This is a genomic window from Salinicola aestuarinus (assembly GCF_003206645.1).
Taxonomy (GTDB): Bacteria; Pseudomonadota; Gammaproteobacteria; order Pseudomonadales; family Halomonadaceae; genus Salinicola; species Salinicola aestuarinus.
The window spans coordinates 824,304-846,302 of the sequence record NZ_PZJP01000005.1 but is presented as its reverse complement, the minus strand read 5'-3'; the positions used below and the strand labels follow the sequence as shown (position 1 = coordinate 846,302).

The following is a 21,999-nucleotide window of genomic DNA, read 5'->3' as shown; positions in this document are numbered from 1 at the left end:
GTTTTTATTAAAAAATCAGTACAAAAACCAATGTTATGCCATTTTTTATACCACCTCTCCAAAAATCTTTATTGACGTGATAGCGAGGTACTTTACGTCTCAGAGCCTGACGGTGGCCGATAAACTAAGCGCAGGCTTAGATACATCACATAAGGCCATGTCCGGCAAGAAAACGGGGGGACAAAAACCGCTAGGAGGGGAGGCCGTAGTAGGGACGTCGTGTGTGTGGCATGTGGTCACAGCCCCCGTGCACGTACCTATACACGCTATGACCGCCGACGAATAAGTGCCTAGTACAATGCATCCCATTCGTACTACAGACAATTTGCCTGCAAGACCCTACTACGACCTCTGTTAACAACTTACCACTAATCGTACGCGGGCATACCCTCTTTGCGCTTTAACATGACCGGTAGATATTCGTTACCCCCCCAATCGCAAAACGCTAAATTATCAGCGATAAATTTTTTTACTTGATTCCTGTCATTAACCTTCAATGGTTTTAACTGAACGCTGACCGAAAGCCTATCTAATACAGCAGACTTCACCTCATCCGAGACATAGGGACAAGAAATCAAATCCATTGCTAAAACAAAGGCTTGCGTGTCTGAGCAAACATCTTTGTCTGCCGAATCTATTATCTGCAATGCCCTCTCAACCGCTACCCTCCTCACTCTGTCGTAACCATGTTTTTGCTCTGCACAAAACAAGGCTGCAACTATACAAAAGTAATTCGCCTCAACCGACTCATCTTCCAAGCCTAGAAAATACACCAAATCATCTGGTGAAATAGCACGAGGGCCCGATATGTAGTACAAACAAGGAATTAAGGTTGAAATCTCGCAAGACCCAATTTCAACTTGTCTTGCCTGCTTCAGCACAGACATACCATGATCAAGAACTTCATTTTTCAATATGCCTGACAAACCGCCAAAATAAGAAGCGACCTCATTAACCTTAATTAAAATAGACACCAGCCGATAAGTTGTATTAACCCTAATATCCATCCTGTATATAAAGAAAACCACCTCTAACAAATAATTCATCACAGCTAACACGCGCGATGGATTTTCTAACACCACATCCTCTCCTTTTAAAACCAGAACCCCCTTATAAAGCATACGAGAGATCACGGACAATGAATAAGAGGAGATATCTGAGTACCCCACATCATGCAGCTTAACTATTTTCTTTATAGCCTTTATAAGATAATCTGGAGACCGATGATTAACTACCGGCCTAACGACATGATCTTCAGTTGGGGCGTCCCACTTCGCGACCGCATCAATTCTCTCTCGAAACAATTCTCTTAACGAGTCTCTAGCCATCGCTAAGCCGCTAATCAATGGGGAGGAAAAATACTCAGTCTTGGATTCATTTAAAAAAAGTTTATAAAAATCTAGAGACTGCTCAACAGCCTTTTTGGCCTCTATCGCATGGTCGTCGTGATTATAAAAAATCATATAATCATCAACATACCGATAAATGGATATCTTATCCGGCCACATAGCTTTCCGAGAAAGATCTTCTTTAATCTTCTGATCAACATCTTGCAGGATTATTTCAGCAAACAATCTTGAGACTTCAGGCCCCACCAGTATCCCGTTGGTTTCAGACCAATTAACCCTTTGCATCAGCTTGTCAAAATCGTTGTCAAAAGTTTTGGCATCGCGATACTTCTTTGCCACTGACTTATTTTTTACAGCCCAAGATATTGAGTGGGTATAAATATTATGAAAACATTTCGAAATGTCAAGCTTAAGCATTTTTCTAAAACTTTGCTCAACACGCCTAAATTCGGTCGAGTCGAAAAACCGCCAGATTTGATTGTACCTAATATAATAAAAATAGGATGACGCGCTGGACCTTTGGTCAGCAGTACTGCCTGGAGCTATATCACCAGCCACATCACCTTCAATAGGGTTATGATCCTGTAAACTGGGTTCAAAAAAAACCGACCCAACCTGAAATGGGCGCCTGAGGCTGAACTCGCTCTTTGAGCACTGATTGAGAATATAATGATCCCACTTTGAATAAAAATCAGCGAATTCCAACTGACTAAAAGGATGCATCAACGAGATAGTTCGTAACTTCCCACCCCCTCTCGAGATTGTGTATGTAAAAGGTATCGTGTAACTTCCAGCCGCTTTCAACATAGTATGTATAAAAGCTGGGAAAACACAAGCAGCGTCCAACCTTTTCTTAAACCCATACAAATTATAATTCGTAAAAAAAATCGGCATTTCATAGGGCAAAACTTCTGTCAGAAGAACTCGGGCGCGATCTGTTTTATCAACTTGGACAACTCTATAACTCATTCCAACACGCTCCTATACGCACGATCTCAGATGGAGTAAAAGCGCGCCTACGCCTCCACTTAAACCCATTACTAAAGGTAAGAGAGAGAATTTCCCTAACTGTTAGACGCGTTACAGGACATATTTTGAAGGCTCGCAAAAGGGCCTTTTCCAAAAAACGGTCCAATGAAGCAAGCTTGTTATCGAAGCACAAACCCGGCTCAGCCAAAGAGGCATACAAGTTAAAATTATAATAAATCCCACCGTATAACGCCGAACCATCATCAGACTCTGCTATTTTATGATTCCCCGTCAGATACATGATTCGCTTCAAGAGCATCTCTTGATCTTGGGTTCGAAGAAAATCCTCGACGGCCCTCCACACTCTACGCTTATACTTGTCAACCTTCTTATCTGCTAAGTAGACACCAATGTCATTAGGCTTGCTTTGATTCGGACCGTTAACATCTGGAAAAGCCAACTTGTAGCCTAAAAAATCTAGCTCTCGCATACTATTGTTGGACAAGATAGGTTTACATGAACATTTTCTCGCGCATGGGCAACCATTTTTATGACTACAGCCCTCACTGCACCGACATTTGACACTATGCTCCAACAACTTCTTATCGTTCAGAGATAGACCGTGAAACGCAAATTTTCGCGAAATATCTGGAATTAAATCCGACTTCACGTTATTCGTAAGAATAATTATATCGTCTACGTACCGAGCGACATAATAAACTCCATCAATCTCTCTTAAATCCTGCTCCAACCTTCGAGCCACCAACTCAGAAAGAGTAGCGCTGATCTGCAACCCTCTAGGCAACCCCCTAGCACCTAAGTGGCTTGTATATTTAAACAACTTATCAATAAGATCCAGAGTGACATTAGACAAAAGGCGGTCTTTCTTCAAACTCGACAAAAGTTTTCTCTTTGGCACTGACTCATAAAAAGATTTTATATCTAACTTATATATACGCTTGGGAACTGACTCTTCCAAAGCTTGCTTTACCTGGACGACCGTATCGTGCCTGTTTGCCTGTCTAACTCGATAAGCCCTACGAACATTGTCATTTATTTTTCTTATGACCAGAATGTTTTCTAAGCTTTTCGTTGTAAAAAGAAGCTTTTTATCTCCAAGCTTCTTTACATTAAAACTCCGGTAGCGGTACGACCCTTGGATAATTTCGTCTTGCACTTTATACAGGACTTTCCGCCACTGATCTTCACTGATCGGGATGGTTCCGTCATCAGCTCGATAATCAAACTGAGCACCACGCCTTCGAAGACGATTCATTGCACTTGCACTAAATTCCTGGGAAATCATTATCTTCCTTATCCTGCCAAGTCCCATTTAGCATAACTGAAGCGACAAAAGCGAAAAGCAACCAAGTTCACCGAACTAGGTGAATTAGCTCAGCAAAACTGCGAGTTCAGAATGCATCCTTCCGCTTCGTTTATCACGCCCCGGCGGATCGCCCCGTCGTCCCAGCAACGGCACATTTTGAAGCCATCTGCAACGCTGCATCAAAACCGGCCCATTTAGCTCGCAGGATGGGCCTGGAGTCGGTAGCACGCCGGCCCCAGTAACGGCAGAGGCTACTGCTCTATTACCATTCAATAACACTTTGGCTTACTCTGGCTTTCTCCGGAATGCACCTTAAGTCTATCTGGCGCCATACCGACAGACTTAAGCGTTATTCAATCGCTTCCCACCGTCAGGGATAGGTAGAACCGCATCAATCCGCATATTTTTTTGTACCCTATTCACCTCTTCTGCGCCAACAGTGGTGCGGCTCGAGGCCATTTTTGCACCTGCGTAATTTTTAGCCCATTTAGCGCACGAGTGGGGAGAGGTGCTGATCGCGCACGACCGGCTAAAGTTAGCCCTGCTCGCAGCTCGAGAGCGCAATGATAGAACCACTCGCGAATGCTCTCAGGAAAAACTAAAGCGTAGACAGGTCATAATCAGAATTGCCCCACGACGCATCTTCAAAATGCATCATTCCGCAACATTTTTCGGCCTACCTATAAGCCTGCTTCCCCGGCAACGGCGCGGGCTAGCGCTCTCTGCAACGCTACATCAAAACCGACCCGTTTAGCGCGCAGGCGGGGCGGGGAGTCGACAGCGCGCCGGCGGGGAGCAGCGCTTGAGCGGCTAGCGACTGACCACAGCGAACGGGGATCTCAAACGAGCAGTCCATAAGTCCATTACCGCCGCTTTTTCTCTTATCCAGCCCATTGGGCCACCTAAGTCCATAGCCATCCGTTATTTCAGCGCGGCGCTGGCCGGTGGCAATATCCGCGATCCTTTTGATCGACCATTGCGGAGGCGTCTTGAAGAATTATCTGGGCAAGATGAAGGGCGCGCCGGTCTCCCGGGGCACACCGTGCTGGCGCGATGCGCTCTGGTCGTGGATCGGTGCGTTTCTGGGTATGGCGGGGGTCGGCTGGATCAGCTCGCAGTCGATCGAGGCGCATCCGCTGCTGATGGTGGGCTCGTTCGGGGCGACGTCGGTGCTGCTCTACGCGGCGCCGGAGAGCCCGCTGGCGCAGCCGCGCAACGTGCTCGGTGGTAACGTGCTGTCGGCGCTCTGTGGCTTCGCCACCTGGTCGCTGCTGGGCGATACCTGGATCGCGGCGGCGGTGGCGGTCTCCACCTCCATTCTCGTCATGCAGTTGACGCACACGCTGCACCCTCCGGGCGGCGCCACGGCGCTGATCGCGGTCATCGGCTCGGGCGAGCTGCACGAACTCGGCTGGGCCTATGCGTTCTTCCCGGTGGGTGCCGGCTGCCTGCTCATGCTGGTGGTGGCGGTGCTGATCAACAATCTGGCGCGGCACCGGCGGTATCCGCAGCACTGGCTGTGAGCGTGTTAGTGTCCTGTCGTCTCCCCCTCGATAGCTTCCCTTCGTACTGACCCCGAGGATCCATGCCCGTGATCGTGAGACAGGCGACAGAACACGACATCGACGCTCTCGCCGCCCTGAGTCGAACCACCTACACCGAGACGTTTGCCGCGCACTACTCGGCGCAGACGATGGCGCAGTACCTCGAATCCGCTTTCGATACGGCGACGCTGGCGCGTGAACTCGCGGCGAGCCAGTCCGAATTCTGGCTGCTGGAGGTCGACGGCACGTGCGGCGGCTATCTCAAGGTCAACTGGGGGGAAGCGCAAACCGAGCGTCAGGACGTGAATGCGCTGGAGATCGAGCGCATCTACCTGCTCGCCTCGCTTCAGGGGCAAGGCTACGGCAGAACGCTTTACGACAAGGCGTTGGCCATCGCCGAGCGCCGCGGGGCCGCTCTCGTCTGGCTGGGAGTGTGGGAACACAACCTCGCGGCGATCGCGTTCTACCAAAAGCTCGGTTTCGTGATCGATGGTGTTCACGAATTTCGCATGGGCGACGTGGTGGATAACGACTATCTCATGAAGCGCCACCTCTGATCGCCCGACGCAACTGGCGTTAGTTGAGAACGCTCCCAGCCGAGAACGCCCCCAGCCGAACGCTTACCCAGCCGAACGCTTACCCAGCCGAACGCTTACCCAGCCGAACGCTTACCCAGTCGAGCACGCGCCAGGCCGAGAGCGAGCCGGCCTACGATGCCGAACGCCGGTCTCTGCCTCGGCGACGTTCGACGTCTACCCTTCCCCGCCATTTCGGGCTAGTTTCGGGGTTTCCCCTGGAAGCCTCGAGCCTCTCATGCCACTGATCGACCGCCGTAAACTGCTGACCGCGACCGCCCTGCTCCCGCTGGCGCTGACCCTTCGACCCGCTTTTGCCCACTCGACGAATGCCGCCAGCGGCGGCGACCTCGAGCGTGCGCTGGCAGCGCTGGAGGCACGCCACGGCGGTCGCGTGGGGGTGGCGCTGATGAATGTCGCCACCGGTGCGGTCGCGAGCCATCGCGGTGACCAGCGCTTTCTGTTCAACAGCACGGGCAAGTTCTTCATTGCGGCGGCGGTGCTGGCGCGGGTCGATAGCGGCGACGAGTCGCTGGACCGGCGCATCGAGGTCAGCCAGTCGGATCTCGGCGGGTGGACGCCGATCACGGAGCAGCATCTCGGCAGCCCGGGCATGACGGTGGCCGAGCTTTGTCAGGCAGCGGCGGCGTGGAGCGACAACGCCGCGGCCAACCTGCTGGTGGAGAGCGCCGGCGGCCCGCAACGCATCACCGCCTTTCTGCGCGGTATCGGCGACGAGACGACTCGCCTCGACCGAATGGAGCCCGAACTCAACGCGCACGGCCATGAAGGCGACGAGCGCGACACCACCACCCCGCTGGCGATGATGCAGACGATTCGCACGCTGCTGCTGGGGGAGGCGCTCTCGCCGATGTCTCGCCATCAGCTTGCCGCCTGGATGATCGAGGGCAAGACCGGAGACGCTCGCCTGCGGGCGGGGATGCCGACGGGCTGGCTGATCGGCGAGAAGACCGGCACCAGTGGCGCGGGCAACGCCAACGACATCGGCATCGCCTGGCCGGGGGATCGCGGAGCGGTGATCGCCGTGGCATACACCTACCTGCCGGACGCCAGCAAGACGCAGCGGGACGATGTGGTCGCCGAAATCGGCCGGCTCGCCGCGTCCGTTTGAACCGCCGCAAGCCGGGCCGAACGTCGCCCGGCTGAACGTCGGCGGGTGTGCTGTCATCGCCATGGGCACTTCGTTGCCCAGGCACGCTTTCCAAGGAGGCTATCGTGGTTTCGATCTACATCTTGACCTGGCTCGGTGTGATGGCGGCGCAGGCAGCACCCGGGCCGAACCTCGCCGCCGTCGCTTCCGTGGGGTTGGCCCAGGGGCGGCGGCCGGCGCTCTTCGTGGTGACGGGTGTCGCCTCCGGCATGCTGGTGTGGTCGCTCGCCACGGCGCTGGGCCTCGGCGCGCTCATTCAGGCGTTTCCGTCGTCGCTTCTGCTGCTGAAGCTGCTCGGCGGCGGGTATCTGCTTTATCTCGCGATCAAGGCGGCGCGGGCGACGCTGCGTGCCGGCGCCAGCTCGGCCTTCATGCCGGAGGCTCGGACCTTCAGTGACGGCGAGGCCTGGCGTCGCGGCTTCTGGGTGCTGCTCACCAATCCCAAGGCGGCGCTGATGTGGACGGCGGTGGCCGCCTTCCTGTTCGGCAAGGGGTTGAGCGGGCTTCAGGTCTTCGCCTTCGGACCGCTGGGGGCGCTCTCGGGCCTTGCAATCTACGGCGGCTACGCCTGGCTCTTCTCGACCGGCGTGGCGGTACGCGGCTACGCCCGCGCCGGGCGCTGGTTCGAGGGCGTCTTCGCGGCGTCGTTCGGCGTCATGGGGGCGAGTCTGGTGTGGTCCGGCCTGCGCGAAGCACAGCGTTAGCCGAATCGACGCAATCCGCCTGAGCGGTCACCTTAGTGGCCCACCCCGAATCTTACTGAACGCCTTTGAATAACAGGAATCCCCGATGGACCTCGCTGTCTGGCTCACCTATCTCGGCGTCATCACCGCACTGATTCTGTTTCCCGGGCCGGTGGCCCTGCTCTGCATGAGTCACGGGCTGCGCCACGGTCGCCGCCGGGCGCTAGCAACGGTGGTGGGCGGCGCGCTGTCATCACTGGCGCTGATGGCGCTGTCGTCACTGGGACTGGGGGCGATCCTGGCTACGTCGGAAACCGCCTTCGTCGTGCTGAAGGCGGTAGGCGCGGCCTATCTGATCTACCTCGGCGTGCAGGCGTGGCGGGCACCCGCCGAGCCGATGGCTGCGCCCGGCACGACAGAAGAGACCTCGACAGACCTTCGCGCCACCCGGCGGTTGTTCGCCAAGGGCTTCACCGTGGGGATCAGCAACCCCAAGGATCTGCTGTTCTTCGGCGCCCTCTTCCCCAACTTCATCGACCTGAGCCAGCCGCAGTGGTCGCAGTTCGTGATTCTGGCACTGACGTGGCTCATGGTGGATCTGGCGACGATGACCACCTACGCCTCGCTCGGCTCGACGGTGAGCCGCTGGTTCGGCACCTCGCGCCGCGTGCGCATCTTCAACCGCGCCACCGGGGGGCTGTTCGTGGCCGCCGGTGGGGCGCTTGCCGCTTCGCACCGGTGATGACCGTTCTCTCGGCCGGTCGGCCGCGATACCGCCGGCGGGCTAGGAAAAGGCATCCGCGATGAAGGTCCACGAACGCGACGGGGTGTGCTCCATCAGGTATGACAGGCGTTAAAGGCGGGAGGAAATGTCTCCCAGGCGTTAGCGCTTCTGGTGGGGGATCAGACCCCTGACAGGCTGGCAGTCAGAGCGGATGCCAACCGTTCGCGAGGCTTTGCGATTATCGCTGCTTCATCAACGCAACGGCCAGCCCGGAAGAGACGAAGGTGACACCGGCGCCCACATTCAAACCGGACGCTAATCGGGGCTTTTTTCTCAGCCACTCGGACAAGTGAGAAGAAAACACACCCATCAAGCTAAAACCGATCGCAGTCAATCCGGCAAACCACACCCCATAGCCGATCATCTGAGTTGTCACCGAGCCTAAGCTGGGATTCACGAACTGAGGGACAAAGGCCAGAATAAACAGGCCTGGCTTCGGATTGAGCGCAGCGGATAGGAAACCCGTCGAGAAGATCACTTTCAAAGACTGTTTTTCCGTTGGCGCCAATGAGAACAGATTCCTCGAACGAAGCACCTTCACACCCAACCCTATCAGGTAAGCCGCCCCCACCAGCTTGACGACATAGAAGGCCAACTCGGATGTTTGAATAAGCAGCGTGAGTCCGAAGGTCGCGGCGACGACATGAAACAGGATACCCGCCCCAGAAGACATGCCTGACATGACCGCCGCCAATCGCCCCTGACTCAAACCTCGGCCGATGGCGAGCAGGTTATCCGGCCCCGGTGAGATAACCAGCAGCAAGCACGCCACTGTATAAGTCACAAACATGTCCAATGGAAACATGAAACTTCCTCTTTCTTGACGACCCGTTCGATGGTCATACGTTTGGGATGTTGATCCATTGGGGATGCTCGTACGTTTCGAATATTCTTACGTTTCGAATATTCCTACGTCGACTTAACCGAGTTTCGATAGCGGGCACGTTGTCTCACTGGAACGAGGGTGCACGGGTCAATGAGCCCACGGCCCTTGCCTGCATGCCCTCGGGTGCAAAGCCCAGTGGACTTCTCAAGCGTTCCCAATAACACCGTTTGCCACATTCCATCCCCTTTATCTATCCCACGTCACCCCGCCTTTCGTCGATGAGCTGACGAATACCCCCTCCCGCGTCGTGTTGCCTGACACGCAGCCACCGCCCCACTGAGAGCGCGGCTTGGTGCCGCCTGCAACGCGGCACCCTGTCTGAGCCATTGAGGCACTGCCTGAACAATCGACGAGCGACGTCCTAAAAACGCATAAAAGGACAAAGCGTGGCGGTTACCGGGTGTCACTGAGCGTCTGGCGCCAAGGGTTAACGGCGTGAGGGTCGAACGCAGGTACTTTTCAGACATCGCCTGGCGGGCAGGCGGCGCGCGGGAAAGCGCGCCAGCAGGTGGTGGCGAGATAGGGATGGTGGCGAGATAGGGGTGGTGGCGAGATAGGGGTGGTGGCGAGACAGAGAGAGGATGGTGGACACAGGACGTGGCCACCGACTCCCCAGCGTCAGCGCGACAGCGATTCGATGATCTTGCACTCGCCTATCGTCTCCGCCTTGCAGCCCCGTTCGAGGCGGCCGAGCTCCTGCTCCAGCTTCAGCAAGTCCCGAACTCGCGACCTAACGCGCTCTAGCTGTTCGTGAATGATCGAGTCGACCTGCTCACACGGCGCGTTCTCGTCATCGGCAAGCCCGAGCAACGATTTCACGTCTTCCAGACTCAACCCCAGTTGCCGGGCGCGCTTGATGAAGAGCAGTCGATCCTTCTCGCGATCCGTATACAGCCGGTAGCCACCCTGCGTTCTGTTGACCGGCGAGATGAGCCCCGCGCTTTCGTAATAGCGGATGGTGACGGCTTTCGTGTCGGTTGCCTTGGCAAGCCGACCGATGGTGATCTGCCCGCTCATGATGCTTGACCTTATAGTGGCTAGAACCTTCATGCTAGCAGGCCATCACCCAGGGAGGCATCGCTATGGATTCCTGCTGCGAGAACAAGGCTGGGGAGCTGGCGCAACTGCGGGGGGCGCAGGCTCGGGTGCTGTATTGGGTGCTGGGTATCAACGGCTCGATGTTCCTGATCGAGAGCCTGGCGGGTTGGCTCATCGGATCGACGGCGCTACTCGCGGACTCGCTCGACATGTTCGGCGACGCCACCGTTTACGCCTTGACGCTCTATGCGCTGGACCGAAGCGGTCGAACGCGAGCCGGCGCGGCACTCATCAAGGGCCTGTTCATGCTCGTCTTCGGTTTGGCGGTCATTGCGCAGGCGATCCATAAAAGCCTGTGGGGCACCGTCCCCGAGGCTGGCGCGATGGGGATCGCGGGCATCGTGGCGCTGGCGGCCAACGCGGTCTGCTTTGTCATGCTGCTTCGTTACCGCTCGGCCGATCTCAATATGCGCTCGACCTGGATCTGCTCGCGCAACGATCTCATCGCGAACACCAGCGTGGTGCTGGCGGCGGTGGCCGTGGCGATCACCGACACGCTGTGGCCCGATGTGATCGTGGGCCTGGCCATCGCTGCGCTCTTTCTCCATTCAGCGTGGCAGATATCAACCGAGGCCATTGTCGAATGGCGGCGAACAGGGGCGGAAGCGTTCGAAGGCACCGCGCCTTCTCAGCAGGAGACGGCCGCAGGGTCTTGCTGTGAGTCAAAGACGTCATGCTGTGACTGAAGCGCCATGGGTAATGTCATGAGGTCGATCGAGGGAAGGTGCGACTTTCCAGGGAGAGAGCGACTGTCGAGCGAGGGTGCAACTTTCTAGGAAGAGAGCGACTTTCTAAGGAGGATGCGACTTTCCAGTGAGAGAGCGACTTGAGGAGGGACTGCTAACGCCGACCAAGACAAGACCGGCGTTGAAAAAATGGCGCCCGAGGCAGGACCACAAAAACGCCATAAATTACTGATATTAAAAGCAGAAACCGGAGAGGATGTGAAACCCTATACCACGTAGTATGCCTGGTCTATTCTTCCAACTATTCATCGCGAATGGAATCATGGGAACTTGCTTTATTCTTTTCAGTGAGATAGAGCACAAATGCGGTGCCCAAAGCCAGCACTAGCTCTGCATCCTCAAGGCTGGGTCGGGTGCCATTCGTGTGGCCATGCCGAACTAATGGCGTTGCGTTAGCGTAAGTGCTTACCTGCTCCAAGGAGTTTATGAGAAATCGAGGCATTGTTTCATTTTGACGAAATAGCTTTAGAGCATCCCCTAAGGTTTTGGCTTTTGGAAATAACACTCTTGCAACGCTTTCAATCGATGCAACCACCTCTTTTATGGAATTTGCTTCATCCACTGGATGGCGGTGAAGATATGCCAGCGCTTTCCTGTAATGCTCACGCGCATTCTCATAATCATCATCCAAGTTCTGCTTTACAGAAGATATTTTATCCTGCAAAGACTTATAGACAACCCTAGTTAGCTGAGAATCCTCTGATAAACTCCAACCAATATTATCTTCGATCAGAAGAGAGTTAACAGACCCTCTATAAGCTTCAAAAGCGCCAAACGCTCCAAATGGATTCGTCTTTTCTCGCTCAGCCATTAAATGGCCAAAAAACTCAACAAAATCGTAAAACTCTAACCATTCACATTCGAGCAAATGATATTTTAGACCGTCCCAGGCATCTCGATCATCATATTCCCAAGGCTCGCTTTCATCTCTAATCAAAGCAATAAATTTCAAATGGACATCATAAATATCGAAACCTTCGCTCTTAACACCGAACATGCTACTTTGTGGCTTCAAATACTCAGCAAGCACGCCTTTTACAAATCCTACTCTGGTAGCTCTAGGGGCATCTTTTATAATCGACGAATGAGATGAGTTAGAAACAAATCGTGACGAAAATCTAGGCCCTCTCATTATCAAAAGAACCCTCGTAGAAATTCATTACTTTCCCCGTGTGATACGCCAACGCAATTCCAATGGCGCTTATAGCTATAACCTCGCGCCGAAACCGGCAAAAAAGGATCAGAATTGATGGTAATATCATATTCTTTGAGACAGTTCCCAATTTTTCCCAGAGCCACACAAGAAACTGTCTTCGCGCCTGCGGCTTTCAAGAAAGCGGAAGCAACGCCAAAAGATAGACCATAAGTTGCGCAGTCATCCACAACAATAACATCCTTGTTTGAAACTTTTCCCCTGTAAAAGGGATTGATATGCAATGTTTCTATTTGCTCTTTAGGATCTATTCGACTTCCACCTTGCCCATATGATCTTTTTGAAGACTGGCTATGCCTTATAAACAATGGATTCCCTTGCGAGGCCAATCTTTTTCTAGACACTGTAGTACGGAGCCGATGGACAAATTCGCTCAACACCTCTTGATCTTTATTAGTACTGTTCGACGATGGATAAACACCCCACAACTGGTCATCAAGAGATGAGAATTCTGAAAGACAGGAACGCGCCATCACTGTTAAGAGTGCGTTGAGCTGAGCTCCACCCTGTTTAACTAACCGAGTTAGGTCTCCTGCGAAGCGTTGCTGAGATTCGTCAACCCCTTTTCCCGACAAGTTAGCCAGCGCATAAATAGCATAATCCCCATCAGGCGATGTATACCACCAGTCACCGGACCATTCGACTGCCAAATCAACTATAGTCGATAGGTCTTGAGGGCTATCAACCTTAATACCCCATTTCGAGATTTTAGGGTCTCTGCTCCAGCCCGCCATTATCATCACAGCGCCGCCATTTTTACTCATCTGAACGTCTTCAGGACTAGAGCTCAATACCAAGACATTTTGGACGTCTATTTGGTAATAATCAGCCGCTTGCTTAATAACATCTCCATTTTGGCGACCCACAGCTTTCACGAACGTAACTTTTGTTCCTTCGAAGCATTCGCTAAACCAATCAGGCTCATCTTTATTGGAAACGATATGAACGGGCAGTCTTTTAGAGTAATGCACGAGCGTACTGACTAAATCGTCGCTTATAGTACTGCCAATTTTAAGCGCGCTCGGCGAGGTTAGAAGAATACTCATATCGCCCCCTAATTTAGGAAAAATAACTTAGTATGTCTGAAGGACTCTTGACTCTAACAGCCCCTTTCTTTAAAAGATCCCATGGCCATAGGGCCCCATCTTTCTCAAAACAGCTATTTAGTATAAAAAGCTTACGCCCCTGCGCTATCGCATGCTTAGCTTGTGTTAATGTTCCAGACTTATCACTTGCCTCGATTATGACCGTAGCGTCTGCTATTGCGGACATCGTAGCGTTACGCTCCGGAAAAAAGTGTCTGTTAAGCTTAAAGTCTTGGCTTTTATACCTCAGAGCCGGTACTTGACTAATTAAAAGGTGATTTCTCGCAACCTTGTTTTGCAATTTCCAATTTTCTTTTGGATAATAGTCTAAGATTGGAGTACCAATTACGCCTATCGTCCTTCCCCCGTAATGCATAGCTGCTTCATGAGCAATACTGTCCACTCCACGAGCCAGCCCGGAAATAACCACAAACCCATTTTCTACTAGAATTTTTGTTAATCGATGGGCTCTTTGCAGACCATCAAAAGATACACTTCGCGAACCGATGATCGACACTTTCTTAGCACAAGAACAAAGTTGCCAATCGCCTATACTGTAAAACAGATTGATCGGATTAACTGCGTCGAGAAGGTTGTTAGGATAATCAGCATCACTAATTAGCTTTATATTTACTAACTCGCCAAACTCTCCTGACAAGTAACCACTCAATTCTTTTTCCGAATGATAGAGCTCGCCATCTGACACTAGGTCTTTGAGATCAGATGTCGCGCCGGACCTTCTTAAGTCAGAGAAATATTTGAAGCTAGCTTTTTCACGTAGCCACAACGCCTCGTAAGCGGCAGCTTGAAGCACCCTCTCTCTATCAGCATCCAATTCCATAGGTTCATCCATGTGTCGACCTTCGTGGCCGTTCCTCGTCGACTTTTGAAAAATCTTTTCTCAACAGGCCTGTGCAGGAATGCTCAAGAACCTAGCTTTGCAGCACTATCGCATACCTATATCCGGTGTCCAACGGCAGCCGGTCATGTCGCACCCAAGTATTTCAAAGTGCATCATTCCGCACTGTTTTTCATAGAGCCAAATCGCTTCTCCACCCCAGCACCGGCGCGGCCTGACGCCCTATACAACGCTGCATCAAAACCGACGCATTTAGCGCGCAGGCGGGGCGGGGAGTCGACAGCGCGCCGGCGGGGAGCAGCGCTCGAGCGACCAGCAACTGGCCACAGTGGGCGGATATCTCGAGCGCGCAGCCCATAAGCCCATCACCTCCGCTTTTCCCCTTTATTCAGCCTAGCGGGCTACCTAAGTCCATAGCCATCCGTTATTTCAGCGCGACGCTTGCCGGTGGCACTATCCGCGATCCTTTTGATCGACCATCGCGGAGGCGTCGTGAAGAACTACCTGGGGAAGATGAAGGGGGCGCCGGTCTCCCGGGGCACGCCGTGCTGGCGCGATGCGCTCTGGTCGTGGATCGGTGCGTTCCTAGGTATGGCTGGGGTCGGCTGGATCAGTTCGCAGTCGATCGAGGCTCATCCGCTGCTAATGGTGGGATCGTTCGGGGCGACGTCGGTGCTGCTCTACGCGGCGCCGGAAAGCCCGCTGGCGCAGCCGCGCAACGTGCTCGGCGGTAACGTGCTGTCAGCGCTCTGTGGCTTTGCCACCTGGTCGCTTCTGGGCGATACCTGGATTGCGGCGGCGGTGGCGGTCTCTACTTCCATTCTTATCATGCAGTTGACCCACACGCTCCACCCGCCGGGCGGGGCCACGGCGCTGATCGCGGTGATCGGCTCGGGCGAACTGCACGAATTAGGCTGGGCCTATGCGTTCTTCCCGGTCGGCGCCGGCTGCCTGCTGATGCTGGTGGTGGCGGTGCTGATCAACAATCTGGCGCGGCATCGGCGGTATCCGCAGCACTGGCTCTAGTCTAGCGGCGACGTTCGGCGTCTACCCATTGCCGTCGTTTCGGGCTAGGTTCGATATTTTCCCGACAAGAGCCGTGAGCCCCATGCCATTGATCGACCGACGCAAGCTGCTAACTGCGACCGCCCTACTTCCGCTGGCACTGACCGCGCTTCCCGGTTTTGCCAACAAGCCGAGCGCCGCAACTGGCAGCAGTGTCAAGCGCGAGCTGGAAGCGCTCGAGGAGTGTCACGGCGGACGCGTCGGCGTCGCACTGATGAACGTGGCCACTGGCGCGGTCGCGAGTCACCGCGGCGACGAGCGGTTTCTGTTCAACAGTACGGGCAAGTTTTTCATCGCGGCGGCAGTGTTAGCGCGGGTCGATAGCGGCGACGAGTCGCTGGACCGGCGCATCGAGGTCAGCCAGTCAGATCTCGGCGGCTGGACGCCGATCACGGAACAGCACCTTGGCAGCCCGGGCATGACAGTCGCCCAGCTTTGCCAGGCAGCGGTCGCGTGGAGCGACAACGCCGCCGCGAACTTGCTAGTCGAGAGCGCCGGCGGCCCGGAACGCATCACGGCCTTCCTGCGCGGTATTGGCGACGAGACGACCCGCCTGGACCGGATGGAGCCCGAGCTCAACGAGCACGACCACGAGAGCGACGAGCGCGACACCACTACGCCGCTGGCGATGATGCAGACGCTGCGCGCGCTGCTGATGGACGATGCGCTATCGTCGGCGTCTCGTCATCAGCTCGCCGCCTGGATGATCGCGGGCAAGACGGGAGACGCCCGTCTGCGCGCTGGCATGCCCGCCGGTTGGCTGATCGGCGAGAAGACCGGCACCAACGGGGTGGGCAACGCCAACGATATCGGCATCGCCTGGCCGGGGGATCGCGGTGCGGTGATCGCCGTGGCGTATACCTACCTGCCGGAAGCCAGCAAGACACAGCGGGACGACGTGATCGCCGAGATTGGCCGACTCGCTGCCGACGTGTGAACCGCTCGGCATGAGCCTCGACACCGCCGCCCCACTCCGAACACTCGACGTAAGGACAAAATGCGATGGACCCCGCCGTCTGGCTTACCTATCTCGGCGTCATCACCGCCCTGATTCTCTTCCCGGGACCGGTGGCCCTTCTCTGCATGAGCTACGGCCTACGACACGGGCGCCGGCGAGCGCTGGCAACCGTGGTAGGCGGTGCGCTGGCGTCGCTAGCGCTTATGGCGCTTTCGTCGCTGGGGCTGGGGGCGATCCTCGCCACCTCGGAAACCGCCTTCGTCTTGTTGAAGGCGGTGGGGGCGGTGTATCTGGTCTATCTCGGGGTACAGGCGTGGCTCGCTCCCGCCGAGCCAATGGCAGCACCTGAGGCGGCGGCGCTCTCCACGGCAAGCATTCGCTCGGCGCGGCGTCTGTTCGCCAAGGGCTTCATAGTCGGGATCAGCAACCCCAAGGATCTTCTGTTCTTCGGCGCCCTCTTCCCCAATTTCATCGACCTGGGGCAGCCCCAGTGGTCGCAGTTCGCGATATTGGCGCTGACGTGGCTAGCGGTCGACCTGGCGACGATGACCACCTATGCCTCGCTTGGCTCAACTGTAAGCCGCTGGTTCGGCACCTCGCGCCGCGTGCGGCTCTTCAATCGCACCACAGGCGGGCTGTTCGTGGCAGCCGGTGGTGCGCTGGCCACGTCACATCGCTGATGGCTTGTCTACCCATCGCCTAGTCGTCGGCCCGATCTTGCTGGCCGATGCCGACGTCGTGGATACCTCACCCCATTCGCTCGCCAGGGGGTGAAGTGTTCGGCGCTCGATTGTGCATATCACATGCCTCTGACACCTCACCCTCTCAGAGCACATATTCACACACGTGATTTTTGAGTGGGAACAGTGGGAACACCGGGAACAAGGCTCAACCATGCGGGTTACAGCGTGGGTACACCGTTCCCCGTTTTGGGAACAGTGGGAACAGAATCGCCTTCGATCGAGGGGGAGCGAGGCCCGTACCCATTGTTGTACCCACTTGTTCCCGTTTACACACTCACTAGTGGGAACAAGGGAACCGCTCAACCATGCGGGTTGTAGCGCGGTGTTCCCACTGTTCCCGGTGTTCCCACTTTTTTTCAGGTTCCTGTGAGAAGTTGCCTAGATGTTCCTGATCGACGCGCCGAGCGTGCCGACTGCCGGAATCGTAGGATTAGGCAAATCCCTCTTTCCTGGCGAGCGAAAGGGGTTCGTGATTGGGTCGCCGCGCTGAGCCATTCCCAGGCGCCGGGCGATGGCTGGCGCGCCACGCAAAAAGCCCCGCACGTGGCGGGGCTGTTCGTTGGGTCAGGCAGGGCCGGGGCGCTAGGCGCGGCGATGCTCGCTCGCGTTGCCTTCGGCGGCGTCGATCTGCCGGCGGCGGTTGGCCATGTCCAGCTGGCCAGCCGTCTTGGGTCCGGTGTAGCCCTGCTCGCAGGCGAGTTCGGCTACCGGCTGTAGCGCGTCGAGGCTATGGAGCTGTGCCGGGGCATCGATCCCCTGGGCTTGCTCCTGCTTCGCCAGCCCGTCGGCCAGCCGGCGCGGGAAGCGCCGTTCGACCTCGGCATCCACGCGGCGGCGTGCGTCGGCAGGCAGGCCGCTGTACTGGTCATCGCCATAGGCCGGATCGACCATCACGTCGCGCTCGCTCTTGCGCTGCATCAGCCGCATGGCGGACAGCAGGCGCTGGCCTTCGGGTGTGGCGGTCACCGCCGCCAGGGCGTGATCGAATTCGTTCTCGACCTCGGTATCCCAGGCCGCTTGCCGAGCATCCCGATACGCCCTGCGCGCCGCGATCACCTCGACCTGACGGGCTTCGTACTCCCCGGTCAGTTCGGTGGCCATGGTTTCCAGTTCCTCGGCCGTCTCGCGATTGTCGCCCACGGCTCGCTTTAGCTGCCGGATCTCCTTGGTGACGTCGCCGTGGTTCTCGCGCAGCAGTTCGCGCCACCGCTTGTCGCTGGTGTCGGCCTCTTCACGGGCAGCGGCGGCGCCCTTGCGATAGCGCTCGAGACGATCGGTCAGGGTCTTAAGCGTGTCGCGTTTGGTCAGGTAGGCCGTGCGCTTCTGGTCGTGGGCGATCATGTGACGAGGCTGGGTCATGTCGGCGCTCTCTCCAATCGGTTGCGTCGGGGTTTGGGTGTCCTGGCTGTTCTCGGTTGGCGTGGTCATGCGGGCTCGCTCCTGGGGCGCGGTGGTGGCGTTGGCGTCGGCTGGCTGCCGGGCGGTAGTCATACCGCCCGGGTGTGTGTGGCTTGGGGCCGTGTCGATCGGCACGTCATGGACGTGCGGGGCGTTGTCGGGTCGCATCAGGTACCGCCCTCCGGGTCGAGGCGGTCGGGATCGATAACGAAGAAGCGACCCATGCCGCCCCCTGGCAGGCGGTATTTCTTCTGCTTGCGCCCCTCGTCCATGCGGGCGAGGACGTCGTGATCGCCGAGCGTGCGCAGGATGCGGGCGCGGCTGTAGCCCTCGGCGGCCTCGGTCAGCGCGGCGCGGTTGAACAGATAGAAGCGCTTGTCGCCCTCGATCTCGTAGTAACCGGCGCGCTGGCGAACGCCGGTATCGGCGATCTGGGCGTGAATGCTCGAGAAGCGGCTATCGCCGTGCAGGGCGATGAAGTCGGAGAGCGCGGCGAGGATCTGGCGATCCTCGGCGTTGCCGTCGCCGATGGTGGCCAGCCACTCCGCGAAGAGCTGCCGGCAGCCGTCGGTGGCGGTGCCCGCCGGCCAGGGCAGGATGCCGCTTTCGCTGGCCAGCTCGCCGGCGAGTGCCATCACCGCGAAGCGGTCCGCCACGCGCCCGGCTTGCGAGCTGGTCACGTCGAAGGCGCGGCGGATCTCGCCGAAGCGCCAGGCCAAGCCGTCGGCGATGCCGTCCTCGAGCAAGCGCTCGACCAGCGCCGGGCCGGCATGGCCATAGTGGCGCCCCAGTGCGCCGGTCAGGGTGCGGTGGAAGGCTTCGCCGCTGGTGCCATGCACGTCGTCGAAGGCGCGGTAACGGCGGGTGCCGGCGTTGATGTCGACCATGCGCAGCTCGGCGCCGGCGTGGGCGGTGCTGCCGCCCATGGCGGCGTGATCGGCCAGCGATCGCTCGCCGCTAGAGAGCGCGAGCAGGCGCCAGTAGTTCTTGGGCCGGCCTTCCCGCTCCCGAGTCATGGTGCCCTTGCCGGTCCCGTTGGCGATGGCGTAGGCGTGGCCCTGGATCTGCTTGGGGCTCGCCCGGCTCATCTCGTCGTTGATCATCACCGTGTCGTTGCGCGAGGAAGCCTCGATCTCGACGCCGCCGCCGGACATGTCCCAGGAGACTTTGAAGCGGTCCGCCGGCCCCCACACCGTCGCGGCGATGTCCTGGGCGAGCGATTTACCGCTCGAGGAGTCGCCGACCAGATGCACGCCGCCACCGTTGACGCCGACCTTCTTGAGCAGCGGCCCGGCCAGCGCGCAGCACACCGAAAGGATCAGGACCGGATTGCCCAGACATGGCGTGGCGATCTCCTCCTGCCAGCCCTCGAGGCTGCCGAGCGTGTCGAAGATGCGCGCCTCCCGTCCCGAGCTGTGGAAGCGCACCTGGTCGCTGCCGATGATGCGATGCGGCAGCACGAAGGCGCCGCTGCGGTCGTGCCAGCCGGGCCGCGTCACGGTATCCAGCACCAGCGCCGGCGTGTGGTGGCTGGCGATGTAGGCCGGGACGTGCTTGCGGTGGTGATACTCGACCACCAGCCCTTGGCGCATCAGCGTCTTCAACACGTCTTCGCCCTTCCCGGCGAGCGCTTCCATGGGGATGACGCATTCGCACTCGCGCCCCCGGTGCTGGAAGCGCAGTAGCCGCCCAATGCTGCCGTCGTCGCTATCCACGGTCTCGGCGATGACGTGGACCGGTCCACAGACCCACAGGTCGAACGGCTGGCCCGGCTCGTCCGGGCTCGTTTGCTTGCTGCCGTGATACCAGACGCCGGCGCGGTAGACGCGCCCGTCGACGGTGGTGGGACCGGCGTAGACCTCGTAACCCGGTCGGTCGACGCTAATGCGCTCCGGCGCGGCGGGTTCGCCGACCACGGTGAGGTGGGGCTGTGACTCACTCATGGCCACCTCCCACGCTGCCCGCCTGCCCAGAGTCGGCGCGGGCCGCTTCGTCGAGTCTGGCGCGGTGCCAGCGATACAGGTCGTTGAAGTCGGTGAGATCGCCGGGGCAGCCGTCGGGCCACTTGGGATAGAGCACCATCGCGCCCACGGCGAGGGCGGCATCGTTGGCCGCCTGGCGCCCGGGGTTGCCCGCCGTCTGGCGATCGTCGTCGCCGGCGATGACCAGATCGAGCGAGCCATTCAGGACGCCGCGCATGGTCTCGGCGACGGCGCGCAGGTTGCCGGCGTTCATGGCGCAGACCACCGGGTCGCCGGTGAGGCGATAGAGCGTCGCCCCGGTCGCCCAGCCTTCGCAGACGAACAGCCGCCCGCCCGCGACGGGCTCGCCCAGCGCCGCATGGGCGCCCTGGACCTGGCCCCCCTTGAGAAAGCGCTTCTTGCCGTTGGGGGTGATCCACTGGAGATTGACCAACTCGCCACCGGCCAGCAGCGGCACCAGCAGCCACCCGCGCCGGCACTGACGCAGACCATAAGCCGGGACACCCCGGCTCATCAGGTAGGGATGCGTCGAGGGCGCCGGCTTGGCGGCGGCCCACGCGGCTTGCGCTCGAGACGCCGCTTCCTGGCGAGCGTTCTCGCGCTCGGCGGCGTGCGCCTCGAGGCGTTGGCGATGCGCCGCCTCACTGGCGAGCGAGGGGGTTGGCTGCGCCGCCGCCGGCGCCGCGCCCCAGCGGAACACGCCCAGCCCCAACCGGCGATCGATCGCCATGGCGGCGTCGACCTGGCGACAGCCGTGCAGGTAGCTGTAGAGCGACACCAGATCGCCGCCGTGGGCGCTACGGTCGGCGAAGTCGTTCCACTTGCCGCTGACCAGCGACACCCCAAAGGAGCCGCTGGCCCGGTCGCCCCGGGCGACGTTGCGGGCGACCCATTCGCTCCCCTGACGGCTGCCCTGGGGCAGCCATTCGCGGGTGAGGGTTTCGGCATGGGCGAGCGAGGCGCGGGACACGCGCTGAATCTTGGCGATGACCTCAGACATGGCCACCTCCCGGCGTCGTCTGGCGCCGCGACGCCGCCCGGGCGTGTAGGTCTTGCTGACGTGCCGCCACCAGTAGATCGGAGGCATCACCGACGAGGAGTCGCGACACCATGGCCAGGTTCGACAGATCCACCGATGTCAGATCGTTGTCCCGCCCGTTCATGGTCGAGAGGGTGAACATCAGATCCTTGATCGCATCCAGACGCATCTCCGCGTTATCCAGCAGCGTCTCGCGGTCGGTGCGGGGATCGATCAACAGACACTCGGTCTCGGTCAGGCAGTTGGCATCCTCGAGGCGCTTAGCCATGGGTCACCCCCTCGGCCATCAGGGCGTCGAGATCGGCGAGGAACTGCTGGCGCTCGTCCGGGGTGATCGCGCCGAGTTCGGCGGCCATGCGGGTCATGCCCAGCAAATGGGCGAGCTGGTCGGGACGGCGGTTGACGCGAAAGGCGATCAGCTTGGCGCCAATGACGGCGGTGGCGATCTGGTGCGGGGGAATGACGGATCGTGCGGACGCACTTGTGGCGTGTTCTGCCATGGGTGTGGCTCCTAGATAAATCCTG

21 protein-coding genes are annotated in these 21,999 nt (G+C 57.9%); 9 read left to right on the top strand and 12 right to left on the bottom strand.

The annotated features are described in order from the left end of the window. Positions 1-368: 368 nt before the first annotated feature. A complete protein-coding gene (drt3b, locus tag DOM41_RS09240) occupies positions 369-2,318 on the bottom strand; it encodes an antiviral reverse transcriptase Drt3b (protein WP_110686520.1) in 1,950 nt (649 codons plus the stop codon). Then, a complete protein-coding gene (gene drt3a, locus DOM41_RS09235) occupies positions 2,308-3,624 on the bottom strand; it encodes an antiviral reverse transcriptase Drt3a (RefSeq protein ID WP_157956900.1) in 1,317 nt (438 codons plus the stop codon). Before drt3a ends, drt3b begins: the two co-directional genes overlap by 11 nt. 1,010 nt (positions 3,625-4,634) lie before the next feature. Here drt3a and DOM41_RS09230 point away from each other — a divergent pair. The 5 genes from DOM41_RS09230 to DOM41_RS09210 all read left to right on the top strand — a co-directional run bounded on the left by DOM41_RS09230 (position 4,635) and on the right by DOM41_RS09210 (position 8,360). Continuing rightward, positions 4,635-5,168, top strand: coding sequence for an HPP family protein (locus DOM41_RS09230; RefSeq protein ID WP_188112380.1), 534 nt, complete (start codon positions 4,635-4,637; stop codon positions 5,166-5,168). Between the two features lie 68 nt (positions 5,169-5,236). Beyond that, complete coding sequence (locus DOM41_RS09225) at positions 5,237-5,746, top strand: GNAT family N-acetyltransferase (protein WP_223160956.1); 510 nt, start codon at positions 5,237-5,239, stop codon at positions 5,744-5,746. A 256-nt stretch (positions 5,747-6,002) separates the two neighbouring features. After that, positions 6,003-6,896: a class A beta-lactamase gene (gene bla, locus DOM41_RS09220; protein ID WP_110686517.1), complete on the top strand. Its 894-nt coding sequence runs from the start codon at positions 6,003-6,005 to the stop codon at positions 6,894-6,896. Between the two features lie 104 nt (positions 6,897-7,000). Next, complete coding sequence (locus DOM41_RS09215) at positions 7,001-7,639, top strand: LysE family translocator (protein WP_110686516.1); 639 nt, start codon at positions 7,001-7,003, stop codon at positions 7,637-7,639. A gap of 85 nt (positions 7,640-7,724) precedes the next feature. Beyond that, complete coding sequence (locus DOM41_RS09210) at positions 7,725-8,360, top strand: LysE family translocator (protein WP_110686515.1); 636 nt, start codon at positions 7,725-7,727, stop codon at positions 8,358-8,360. A gap of 220 nt (positions 8,361-8,580) precedes the next feature. Here DOM41_RS09210 and DOM41_RS09205 read toward each other — a convergent pair whose 3' ends face one another. After that, positions 8,581-9,207 carry a LysE family translocator gene (locus tag DOM41_RS09205; protein WP_110686514.1) on the bottom strand — a complete coding sequence of 209 codons (627 nt, stop codon included), beginning with the start codon at positions 9,205-9,207 and terminating at the stop codon, positions 8,581-8,583. Between the two features lie 699 nt (positions 9,208-9,906). Beyond that, entirely contained in the window at positions 9,907-10,305 is a 399-nt protein-coding gene (locus DOM41_RS09200) for a MerR family transcriptional regulator (RefSeq protein WP_223160955.1), read from the bottom strand. A gap of 65 nt (positions 10,306-10,370) precedes the next feature. On the opposite strand from DOM41_RS09200, the gene DOM41_RS09195 reads away from it, so the two are divergent. Next, the gene (locus tag DOM41_RS09195) at positions 10,371-11,072 is read left to right on the top strand and encodes a cation efflux transmembrane domain-containing protein (RefSeq protein WP_110686512.1); all 702 of its coding nucleotides are present in this window, start codon (positions 10,371-10,373) and stop codon (positions 11,070-11,072) included. Between the two features lie 301 nt (positions 11,073-11,373). On the opposite strand, the gene DOM41_RS17490 is transcribed toward DOM41_RS09195, so the two are convergent. Genes DOM41_RS17490 through DOM41_RS09190 form a run of 3 tightly spaced genes read right to left on the bottom strand, consistent with a single transcriptional unit; the run spans position 11,374 to position 14,283 of the window. Continuing rightward, positions 11,374-12,264, bottom strand: a complete 891-nt coding sequence (locus DOM41_RS17490; RefSeq protein WP_157956899.1) for an AbiJ-NTD4 domain-containing protein — start codon at positions 12,262-12,264, stop codon at positions 11,374-11,376. Between the two features lie 2 nt (positions 12,265-12,266). Beyond that, positions 12,267-13,391, bottom strand: a complete 1,125-nt coding sequence (locus tag DOM41_RS17485) for a phosphoribosyltransferase (protein ID WP_157956898.1) — start codon at positions 13,389-13,391, stop codon at positions 12,267-12,269. A 13-nt stretch (positions 13,392-13,404) separates the two neighbouring features. Continuing rightward, complete coding sequence (locus DOM41_RS09190) at positions 13,405-14,283, bottom strand: DNA-processing protein DprA (protein WP_110686511.1); 879 nt, start codon at positions 14,281-14,283, stop codon at positions 13,405-13,407. Positions 14,284-14,781: 498 nt separating this feature from the next. On the opposite strand from DOM41_RS09190, the gene DOM41_RS09180 reads away from it, so the two are divergent. The 3 genes from DOM41_RS09180 to DOM41_RS09170 all read left to right on the top strand — a co-directional run bounded on the left by DOM41_RS09180 (position 14,782) and on the right by DOM41_RS09170 (position 16,992). Then, entirely contained in the window at positions 14,782-15,315 is a 534-nt protein-coding gene (locus tag DOM41_RS09180; protein ID WP_188112379.1) for an HPP family protein, read from the top strand. A gap of 82 nt (positions 15,316-15,397) precedes the next feature. Then, positions 15,398-16,291 carry a class A beta-lactamase gene (gene bla, locus DOM41_RS09175; protein WP_110686509.1) on the top strand — a complete coding sequence of 298 codons (894 nt, stop codon included), beginning with the start codon at positions 15,398-15,400 and terminating at the stop codon, positions 16,289-16,291. 65 nt (positions 16,292-16,356) lie between these two features. Further along, on the top strand, positions 16,357-16,992 hold the full coding sequence (locus DOM41_RS09170; protein ID WP_110686508.1) for a LysE family transporter: 636 nt from the start codon (positions 16,357-16,359) through the stop codon (positions 16,990-16,992). A 645-nt stretch (positions 16,993-17,637) separates the two neighbouring features. Here the strand turns inward: DOM41_RS09170 and DOM41_RS09165 are convergent. The 5 genes from DOM41_RS09165 to DOM41_RS09145 form a co-directional block, all read right to left on the bottom strand. Further along, the gene (locus tag DOM41_RS09165) at positions 17,638-18,483 is read right to left on the bottom strand and encodes a hypothetical protein (protein WP_157956897.1); all 846 of its coding nucleotides are present in this window, start codon (positions 18,481-18,483) and stop codon (positions 17,638-17,640) included. Positions 18,484-18,620: 137 nt separating this feature from the next. Next, positions 18,621-20,396: a DUF927 domain-containing protein gene (locus DOM41_RS09160; protein ID WP_110686506.1), complete on the bottom strand. Its 1,776-nt coding sequence runs from the start codon at positions 20,394-20,396 to the stop codon at positions 18,621-18,623. Continuing rightward, a complete protein-coding gene (locus DOM41_RS09155) occupies positions 20,389-21,435 on the bottom strand; it encodes a toprim domain-containing protein (RefSeq protein ID WP_110686505.1) in 1,047 nt (348 codons plus the stop codon). The genes DOM41_RS09160 and DOM41_RS09155 overlap by 8 nt, the downstream gene beginning before the upstream one ends. Then, complete coding sequence (locus DOM41_RS09150) at positions 21,428-21,742, bottom strand: hypothetical protein (protein WP_110686504.1); 315 nt, start codon at positions 21,740-21,742, stop codon at positions 21,428-21,430. Before DOM41_RS09150 ends, DOM41_RS09155 begins: the two co-directional genes overlap by 8 nt. Further along, entirely contained in the window at positions 21,735-21,974 is a 240-nt protein-coding gene (locus DOM41_RS09145) for a hypothetical protein (RefSeq protein WP_110686503.1), read from the bottom strand. Before DOM41_RS09145 ends, DOM41_RS09150 begins: the two co-directional genes overlap by 8 nt. Positions 21,975-21,999: the final 25 nt, after the last annotated feature.